Source organism: Paraneptunicella aestuarii (genome assembly GCF_019900845.1).
Classification (GTDB): domain Bacteria; phylum Pseudomonadota; class Gammaproteobacteria; order Enterobacterales; family Alteromonadaceae; genus Paraneptunicella; species Paraneptunicella aestuarii.
Window position 1 is genome coordinate 1,493,672 of record NZ_CP074570.1, and the last position, 9,339, is coordinate 1,503,010.

Annotated in this window: 7 protein-coding genes, 1 tRNA gene and 1 riboswitch; of the genes, 7 read left to right on the top strand and 1 reads right to left on the bottom strand. The window is 43.5% G+C overall.

The annotated features are described in order from the left end of the window. Window positions 1-264: 264 nt before the first annotated feature. Window positions 265-2,406, bottom strand: a complete 2,142-nt coding sequence (locus tag KIH87_RS06310) for a tRNA(Met) cytidine acetyltransferase TmcA (protein ID WP_232361436.1) — start codon at window positions 2,404-2,406, stop codon at window positions 265-267. A 252-nt stretch (window positions 2,407-2,658) separates the two neighbouring features. Between KIH87_RS06310 and KIH87_RS06315 the strand changes: the two genes are divergently transcribed. The 7 genes from KIH87_RS06315 to rimI all read left to right on the top strand — a co-directional run bounded on the left by KIH87_RS06315 (window position 2,659) and on the right by rimI (window position 9,032). Further along, window positions 2,659-3,777 carry a pyridoxal-phosphate-dependent aminotransferase family protein gene (locus KIH87_RS06315; RefSeq protein ID WP_232360687.1) on the top strand — a complete coding sequence of 373 codons (1,119 nt, stop codon included), beginning with the start codon at window positions 2,659-2,661 and terminating at the stop codon, window positions 3,775-3,777. A gap of 135 nt (window positions 3,778-3,912) precedes the next feature. After that, window positions 3,913-4,035: riboswitch (TPP riboswitch) on the top strand. A 100-nt stretch (window positions 4,036-4,135) separates the two neighbouring features. Beyond that, window positions 4,136-6,217: a TonB-dependent receptor gene (locus tag KIH87_RS06320; RefSeq protein ID WP_232360688.1), complete on the top strand. Its 2,082-nt coding sequence runs from the start codon at window positions 4,136-4,138 to the stop codon at window positions 6,215-6,217. A gap of 34 nt (window positions 6,218-6,251) precedes the next feature. Continuing rightward, the gene (gene pnuC, locus KIH87_RS06325; RefSeq protein ID WP_232360689.1) at window positions 6,252-6,875 is read left to right on the top strand and encodes a nicotinamide riboside transporter PnuC; all 624 of its coding nucleotides are present in this window, start codon (window positions 6,252-6,254) and stop codon (window positions 6,873-6,875) included. A 70-nt stretch (window positions 6,876-6,945) separates the two neighbouring features. Next, window positions 6,946-7,794 (top strand): phosphotransferase, encoded by an 849-nt coding sequence (locus KIH87_RS06330; protein ID WP_232360690.1) that lies wholly within the window; start codon window positions 6,946-6,948, stop codon window positions 7,792-7,794. A 122-nt stretch (window positions 7,795-7,916) separates the two neighbouring features. Continuing rightward, window positions 7,917-7,993, top strand: a tRNA-Trp gene (locus tag KIH87_RS06335). Window positions 7,994-8,032: 39 nt separating this feature from the next. Then, complete coding sequence (locus KIH87_RS06340) at window positions 8,033-8,569, top strand: hypothetical protein (protein WP_232360691.1); 537 nt, start codon at window positions 8,033-8,035, stop codon at window positions 8,567-8,569. 13 nt (window positions 8,570-8,582) lie between these two features. Continuing rightward, window positions 8,583-9,032, top strand: coding sequence for a ribosomal protein S18-alanine N-acetyltransferase (gene rimI / locus KIH87_RS06345; protein WP_232360692.1), 450 nt, complete (start codon window positions 8,583-8,585; stop codon window positions 9,030-9,032). Window positions 9,033-9,339: the final 307 nt, after the last annotated feature.

The window sequence follows — 9,339 nt, forward strand, 5'->3', positions numbered from 1 at the left end:
CGAGTAATCATTTACTCGGTGATTATTATGCATTGCTTTAGGTAAAAAGCTAATTTTTAATGTATTAACTATATAGTTAACCTGATGTGACGATCTTCTCTCGTCTTGATTGTTCTACAAACTCAATCATGGCACTTTGATGCCGCAAGCGGGTGGGAACCATCACATCAGCTTAGTTAGATATATGCTTTCGACATAAGCGAGGAATAATTTAGTCGTGTTGTGCATGTGAGTTAAGGTGAAATGTTTCACTTGAATGAGGGGTTAGTATTTCAGTATTTTTCTCACAATTTCCTGTATTTTCGTTGTTAGCTCTTTCTTCCCTTTTATAAGGCTTGCGCTTGCTAGCTTGTTGATGGCTTGCTGTTGTAATGCATATTTAACTAACAATTCTTTTTCACTTTCATTGAGGTTTGCATAGCTGTTTTTTTGTAACGCTAATACAAAAAGAGCTTCTCTGCTCAAAGATAATGGTCGTTTCCCTGACGCGAAATATTCCAGTTCTGCTTTACGAGTTTCATCCAGATCATCAATTTGAAGTAGCGACTGTAAAATGCTTAACACCATTGGGTAGCTTAAATGACGGTAGGTATTGGATAAGTGGAATTTGATATTGCGTTGAAGTGCGTTTTCCAAGCTTGCGATAATAGATTCGTTTTCAGAATGCAGCGAACGCAATACCAAGGCATTGTATTCGCCTGTTGCGGTTTCTTTTTTTAATCCCAAAAATACCAATTGAAAATGATTTTTTTGCCAAAATTGTAATAACTCCGGTTCTGCCCCGAAAGATGCACCAACGAAATCCAGTTCTTTTTTCTCAGCCCACTGAACAATCTCTGTGAGCAATTCAGTTCCTAGTCCTTGATGTTGTTGAGCTGGTTGAACGGCAATTCTGACTATGCGAGCAAATCTCTTGGTTGCAACTTCCGACATATTTAGGGTGCTTGAAAGTTTCTGTGCCAGCAAGTGTCCATTAGGGCGACGTTCTCCGAATGCGATATGTTCAGCAATATCACTCAGACGACTACCGCCTTCCAATGCCACAATCGCTGTTGCTAATACATTCCCTTGTTTAACAGAAATAAACACATGTTGATCAGGGGAGTCCAGTAACGATGCTATTGTGTCGGGACTTGTTTGATAGTGAGCATTTACTAATAGAGAAAAGCTTTGATATAGCAATGGTGGATTATTGATAAGCTCCTGAGCCGTCACCATGCCAATATAGTCATTTAAATCGGACGATGAATTATCTGGTTGTGTGTAAGCCAAAACCTGAAACCAGAATTGCTCCAAGGGATCGTTTTCAGACCAGCGTATCGGCGCTTGTAATGCGATTTCGCGATACTCAGGGAATTGCTGTTTTAGGTGCTGCTTAAAGCGAATTTCAAACCCTCGGCCACTGCCTTCATAACCGTGTATTGTGCTGCTGAAAACCACTCTTTTATAGAGCGCACAAATTTGTTTAAGCTGTTCTACGGGAATTGCCGCTGCTTCATCAATGATTACTAAATCGGCAGAAGGTTGCTGTTCTATAAGCGCGTCAACCGCCCAGAAGTTTAACGCATTTGTATTTGCTCCGAGCGTTTCAAACCAGTGAAAGCTTTGCTCACAACAAGATTTTGTTGGTGCGGTCAGAATAATGTTTTTATTGTTTTCGCTTGCCAGTTTGGCGCTAGCGATACCGATAGCGCTGGATTTTCCTCGTCCCCGGTCGGCTTGCATAATTAACGGACGATTACGATGTCCGGTTGCGACCTTGATAATGGCGTCGACAGCTTGTTGCTGATCGTTGGTAATACAAGGAGGTTGAGGAGCATTTTTCTGCGTTGATAATATATTTTGTAGTGGCGCTGGTTGCCCTTGCCCGCCGCTTATACCTATGGGCGTTATAACCAGGCAGTGTGGATCCTGTTCGATATGTTGTACTAACCATTGCACAAAATAACTGTGTTGGAAATTGTCTTCAAAACCGTAGGATATGCGTTGTTTTAATTCGGGATCTTTATAATTGCCCCAGCTTTGAAAATCCGGGCACAGGAGTATCATCAAACCCGATTGTTTTATTGTTCCAGACAGTGCTGACAGAGCATTGGCACGGGTTCCCGCCCAGGCATTGTAGATAACGCATTGCGTTTCCTGCCCCAGATATTGGCGATATTGCTTGTTGCTAATGTGTACTGCGTTGCTTCTATCTTCGTCTGAATCTGGATGAGAAATACCCACACTCACTATTGAGCCTGTGTTTTCCTTGTTCCAACCTAACTGTTCAATTAAGAGGTAAGCCGTTTCAATAGCCCATGATTGTTCACCCGATATAACCACAAGTTGTCGATGGCAGGGATGAGCCAGGCGTCGATTCACCCAGTTTTGAATCTGCTGTGTCAGCATGGTTGTTACAGGCATGGTTTTCAAGTTATCGCAATTTGGCGTTAGTTTAAGAAATTTGTCAGCAAATTACGATGCTGAGGCATGAAATCACGACAATATATTAATTTCTTGAATGATGGGAATATTCCTTGTTGGACTATCCGCACATAGCTTGCGCATGATACTCTGCCAAATCTTCATTTCTTAAAGGTCGAGAAGCCTTTTTCACAAGGCTTGCCAACGACTTTTTACTAACGAATTTACTTACTAACAGGAGCAAGCAGGAATATGTCTTTTTCGCATTTTTTTCCACCGCAACGCACCCTTATGGGGCCGGGTCCATCAGATGTAAGTCCTCAAGTGCTGGCTGCTCTTTCCAAGCCTACTATAGGCCATCTTGATCCGCTGTTTGTTGGCTTAATGGATGAAATCAAAGCACTATTACAATATGCATTTCAAACTGAAAACAAATTAACAATGGCGGTGTCTGCTCCCGGTTCTGCGGGCATGGAAACCTGTTTTGTGAATCTGGTTGAACCGGGCGACAAAGTGATCGTTTGTATCAACGGCGTATTTGGTCAGCGTATGCTGGAAAATGTCAAACGCTGTGGCGGTGAAGCGGTTGTGGTTGAGCAAGCGTGGGGGCGTGCGGTTGATCCCCAACACGTGGAAGAAGCACTAAAAGCGAATGCTGATGCCAAGTTTCTGGCTTTTGTTCATGCTGAGACTTCTACCGGTGCTCGCTCTGATGCCAAAACCTTGTGCGCGCTGGCGAAGCAACATGGTTGTTTGACCATTGTTGACGCCGTTACTTCTCTTGGTGGCGTAGAACTACGTGTCGATGAATGGGGTATCGATGCCATTTATTCGGGTAGTCAGAAGTGTTTGTCCTGCGTTCCTGGTTTGTCTCCGGTTAGTTTCAGTGATGCTGCGGTAGAAAAGATTAAAGCGCGTAAAACACCGGTTCAAAGCTGGTTCCTGGATCAGTCTTTGGTGATGGCTTATTGGTCGGGTGATGGCAAGCGTAGCTACCATCACACTGCACCTGTCAATTCGTTGTATGCACTACATGAATCCCTCTTGTTGTTAAAGAATGAAACGCTGGAAAAAGCCTGGGCGCGTCATCAGAAACAGCATGAGAAATTGGCTGAAGGGCTTAAAGAACTTGGCTTGGACTTTGTTGTTCCAGAAGATGAGCGTTTGCCGCAATTGAATAACGTTTACATTCCAGAAGGCGTTGACGATGCGGCTGTGCGTAAACAACTTCTGGAAGAATATAATCTGGAAATTGGAGCTGGCCTTGGCGCGTTCGCGGGTAAAACATGGCGTATCGGATTGATGGGCTATGCTGCTCGTAGCGAAAACGTTGCGCTTTGCTTGGCAGCTTTGAAATCAGTCTTGAAATAAATGATGTAGAGATAAGGATATTGGCTCAAGCTTAAAAGTAAGGTCAATATCCTGTCCGATTGGGATTGGGTGCTTGCAAGTCATCAATAGCCTGCTACAATCCCTCCGCGTTGTCGTAGCGATCGTCTACGGCGACATATAACCAAGGGGTGTCCAGTCAGTAATATGTTACTGGCAAATGGGCTGAGATTGACGCAAGTCGGAACCCTGTAACCTGATCCGGATAATGCCGGCGTAGGGATGGTGATTCCAGCATAACCTGCTTCAATTCCAGAAAATGGTTCTTGCTGGATACTACATCGAACATCCAGCCGTAAAAACCGGATCTTTTCATGTAAAAATACAAGAAGAGATCCAAATGAAAAAACGCTTTTTAACTCTCTCTATCCTGACAACCTTTTCCGTTGTTACTGCGACTCATTCAGTTGCAGAAGACGCTGAATCTATTGAAACCATTACCGTTACATCCGATTTTCGCGATAAGCCTATCGACGAGATCTCAAGCAGTGTATCGGTTTTATCTGAAAATGTGTTGAATCAGCGTCAGGCCAAGCACTTGGAAGAGCTACTGAATGTCGCGCCCAATCTGAATTTTAACAGTGGTGCAGGGCGCGGACGATTTATCCAAATTCGTGGTATTGGTGAACGTAGCCAATATGCTGAACCCATTAATCCATCGGTTGGCTTTATCATCGACGACATGGATTTTTCCGGTATGGCGGGTATTGGTACTTTGTTCGATGTTGAACAGGTCGAAGTCTTGCGTGGGCCACATGGTACTGAATTTGGTGCGTCAGCGATGGCTGGCGTAGTGAAGCTGAAAACCGTTGACCCCAGTGCTCTTGCCAGCGGTCATTTTCGTTTAAGCGTAGCACAGCAGGATACCTGGGAACTTGCCGCAGCTTACGGCGATAGCCTGAGTGACAAATGGCAATATCGAGTGGCTGTGCAACAGTACGCCAGCGATGGTTTTATTAAAAACATCTATCTCGATCGTGAAGATACCGACAATATCGACGAGCTGACGTCACGTATCAAACTGCGCTATTTAGCCACTGAAAATCTAACGCTGGATTTTTCTTATCAGTATTTCGATATCGACAATGGCTACGATGCGTTTTCATTGGATAACGATGGTAAAACACGTTCAGATGAACCCGGTTTTGATCGTCAAGAAACCCATGCTTTTGGCTTGAATGCGCAGTGGCGTCAGCCTTGGGGAACCGTCAAAGCCATCTATACCAACAATCAGTCCGACTTAGAGTATGGCTACGATGAAGACTGGACCTATGTGGGGTTTCATCCTTGGGAATACAGCTCAACGGATCACTACTTCCGTAATCGTGACAATAACAGTCTGGATGTGCGCGTTGTTTCCAATGACAGCAGTAAGCTGCTCGCTGGCTCAACGTCGTGGGTTATTGGTGCTTATCTAAAGAATGTTGATGAAGACGTTGTTCGGGAGTACACCTATGCGGAAGGGCGTCCTGCTAACGATTATCAGGTGGATACACTTGCGCTTTATGGCCAGTTGGATAGCCAATTGAGTGAGCAGTTAACCTTGATCACTGGCCTGCGTGTTGAGTCCACGGAAACGGACTACCAAGACAGTGCTGGTTTTGCGGAAACGTCTGACGATACCATCGTGGGTGGTAAGTTAGTGCTTGAGTATCAATCTGAGCAATCAGGTTTGCTTTATGGTGGTGTGTATCGAGGTTACAAGCTGGGGGGCTTTAATACCGATTTACGCATTGCACCTGAATATCGTTTGTTTGAACCCGAGTACAATTGGAACTACGAAATCGGCATGAAGAATCGATTCCTGAACGACAAGTTGTACATGGGCATTTCTGCTTTTTATATGGAACGTAAGAACAATCAAATTGACGATTATTTCATTTTGGAAATCCCCGGAACGGGCGCGTTAAGTTTTGTGGATGTGAAGCTGAATGCCGATGTGGGAACTAATAAGGGCGTTGAAATTGAGTCTCGCTATGAACTGAATAACAGTGCCACTTTCTTTGCCAACATTGGTTTACTGGATGCGACGTTTGGGGATTTATACAACGCCAAAGGTGAATACGTGCCAGAACGGGAACAGGCACAAGCGCCAAGTTATACCTTCAATGTGGGCATGGTAATCGACGTTACAGAGCATTTGCGTATGAGTTTGGAAGCTGACGGCAAGGACGAACATTATTTTTCTGATGGTCATAACGAACGCTCTAGCGCTTATGTGCTGTGGCATACCCGCTTTGTTTACCAAATGAATGACTGGGAATGGTCAATTTGGGGTAAAAACATCTTTGATAAAAGGTATTATGTGCGAGGCTTTGGCGGATTTAATAATGATCCGAGAGAGTATTATGAAGGCGAAAAGCCTTATTATCAGCTAGGCGATGGTCGTCAGTTTGGATTGTCTGTGGACTATCACTTCTAATTCAGACTTTACCAAGCTAAACAAGAGAAAGCACATGGACAACATTTTAAATGAGCTAAGCGCAATGACCAGTTTGGAATTCATTGCTGCTATTTTAGCTCTACTTTATGTTTGGTTTGCAGCCAGACAAAACATTTGGTGTTGGCTGTGTGCTTTTATTAGCTCATCCATATATACCTGGATTTTCTGGCAAGTCGCCTTGCCCTTTCAATCTGCGCTGAATCTTTACTACGTCATCATGGCGGTATTTGGGTGGTGGAGTTGGCGCGGGATCCAGAACCAGAAACAACAATCGGTGATCCGACATTTCCCTATAACCTGGCATTTGGCAGCAATCGCTGGGCTTATTTTGTTGTCTATTGGCTTGTCACATTATGTGAATGATACTCACGATATTGGTTATTTTGGCTATCTGGATGCCGGGGTTGCGTTATTTAGTGTGTTTACTACATTTCTGGTCACCCAGAAGGTATTGGAGAACTGGATATACTGGATTTTTATTAACTCTGCCGCTTGTTATTTGTATGCCAGCCAAGGATTATTGTTCACAACCGGGTTGTTCATCATTTATGTGGTAATGTCGTTGTATGGTTTGTATGCTTGGCGTTGTAGTCAGAATGCCGCCGATGATATTAGCAGTACGCATTTTGCGCCGTGAGCTGATATGACATTCAGTAGTAAATAGCCTTAGCAGTCCATAGTGGCTCTTAGTAGTAATAGGTGAAGTAATGGAAGTCGTGGAAGTAAAAAGAGAAAACGCAACTGAGGATGTGACAGACACAGTTAAGGAATATGTCTCGTCGTTATCTATTACTGATTCCAGATATCAGCTGACTCCCTTGCAGCATCAAACCAGTAATCTTCATTTTCGCTTGGAAACTGAAAAGGCCAATCCTGGTACTGAGTATTTTGTGAAGCATTTTCAGCGAACGCATTTTATTCCGGTAAACCGACAAGCGAATTTTACCTTACAACGACAGGTGGCTGACGCTGGTTATGCGCCTATGCCTGTGAGCTTGTCTGAGGATCACCAAATTCAGGTGGAACACTGGGTTGAGCAAGAGCCCATGAACCAGTGTAGCCGCCAGCAAAAAGTGTGTAAGGCGGCAGAAGTGCTGGCGCATATTCATCAGTTGCCTATTTGTGTCACTGAAATGAACCTGTTAGCAAATTGGCAGCGCTATCTGGATTTTATTCCTGCGCATTATCATGACGATTTATGTCAGCGTATGGATGCTTGTACATCCATATGGGAAACCTCGAATGCCTTATGCTTATGCCACCATGATATGTCTTTCGGGCATATTGCTGGCTTGGGCTCAAATGTTATCTTTGATTGGGAATATGCGGCACTTGGCGATCCTCATTTCGATTTGGCCTGCTGCATTTTAATTAATCAGCTAACACAACCTGAAATTCAATGCTTGCTGGAAGTTTACTGTGCCTATTTTCCTTCGGCTGTGGAGTCTTTCGTGACAGAGAATGTCACGAAAATGCTACCCGTTGCATTGCTGACAAATGACCTTTGGCAACTGGCATATGACAATAATCAAGCAGTTGATTCTAATCGAGGCTAAAACCTCTTTACCTTTTAATGTGTATGGGTATAATGCCGCAGCTTGTCCAGTGAAAGGGCAAGCGGATAGCAACAATTCAAGTAATAAAGATCATCTTAAGGACTTTATTGTTGCAGCAGGATAGGGGTGTAGTTCCAATTGGTAGAACAGCGGTCTCCAAAACCGATGGTTGGGGGTTCGAGTCCCTCCACCCCTGCCATGTTCCTTTCTTAACATCTTCCACAGCGAGTGTTGATTGATGATAAACCAGGAGCAATACCGTAAAGCAATACTCAGTGAGTTAGGTATTACTCAATGGCGTTTGTCCGAGGCCAATCTACTCGATAAATCCTATGCAGACTCTAATCCAGAGATGCGAGATATGTTAGAAACGAGTGTTTCTAGCGAAGATACTTCTAATCAGAGTCAGCCCTTAGAGAGCAAATCTCAAGAATCAGTGCTGGCAGAACCCACTAAAGAAGTCATTGACGTTACCGGGAAACTGGTGATTGAAGCCGGTCTTAAATCCAACTATCCCATATGGTTTTGGCAGGATTTGTCTCTTGCGTTGAATCATCCACTGGAAGAAATTATCTGGTTGTCTGATTCACAAGAGCCTCAAGGCGAGGCATTGTGTTTCATTCGGGTTCAGAATGATGGTAATTACTCAGGCCAATATACATCCGATATCCAATTACCGCTTCCTGCCGATTCAAATGTGAATTCGCTTCTCAATGCTGGCAGCAAGAAAACCTTATGGGATAAACTGCAAGCTGTACTTAAATCTAGTGAATAAATAGAGGTAGAGCTTGGAACCGCAATTTCAATTCATTTCTCCGGATGATTATGAAGCTGCTTTTAAGTTACAAACCGGATGCCATTCATATCCTTGGTCACGCAGCCAATTTGCCGATTGTTTAACTGAACCTTACTTTGCTGTTCAAATGCTACTGGATGATGAAGTTGTCGGTTATTACGTGGGCTTAAAGGTTTCGGTTGAATGCACTCTCATGGATATTGGTATTGCCAAGGACGCACGAGGCAAGAGCCTGGGTAAGGAATTGCTGAAGCACTTTTTGCGTGAATGCAACAAACGCCAAGCGGAAGAAGCCTGGCTGGAAGTGCGCATATCGAATACTCCAGCGATTAATCTTTATACTCAAATGCAGTTTGAAGAAATTGAAGTTCGCAAGGATTATTATCCTACCGCCGATGGGCGTGAAGACGCGATTATTATGAAGCTGACGCTTGGGCAGTAGGTCTTGGTTTTGCAGTGCTAATTGTGTTGGATATTGCATCAAGCCAAGTAAAAATAACCGCAGATGAGCTAATAAAATAAGAAGAGCTAATAGAACCACATCGTCAAGCTGAACTCGTTTCAGCTTCTCCTTCCTTTTCCACAAAATCGTAATAGTATTAAACCTTCTTTTTTATTATTTCTTAGATTTAATTAATTGAGTTTCTCTAATTTGATATAGCTAAATATTATTAATTTTTGATAAGAAAATTACTATCCAAAACATCCGTTTTTTTCATCAATTATTTTCAAATAATCCATCCTGAATC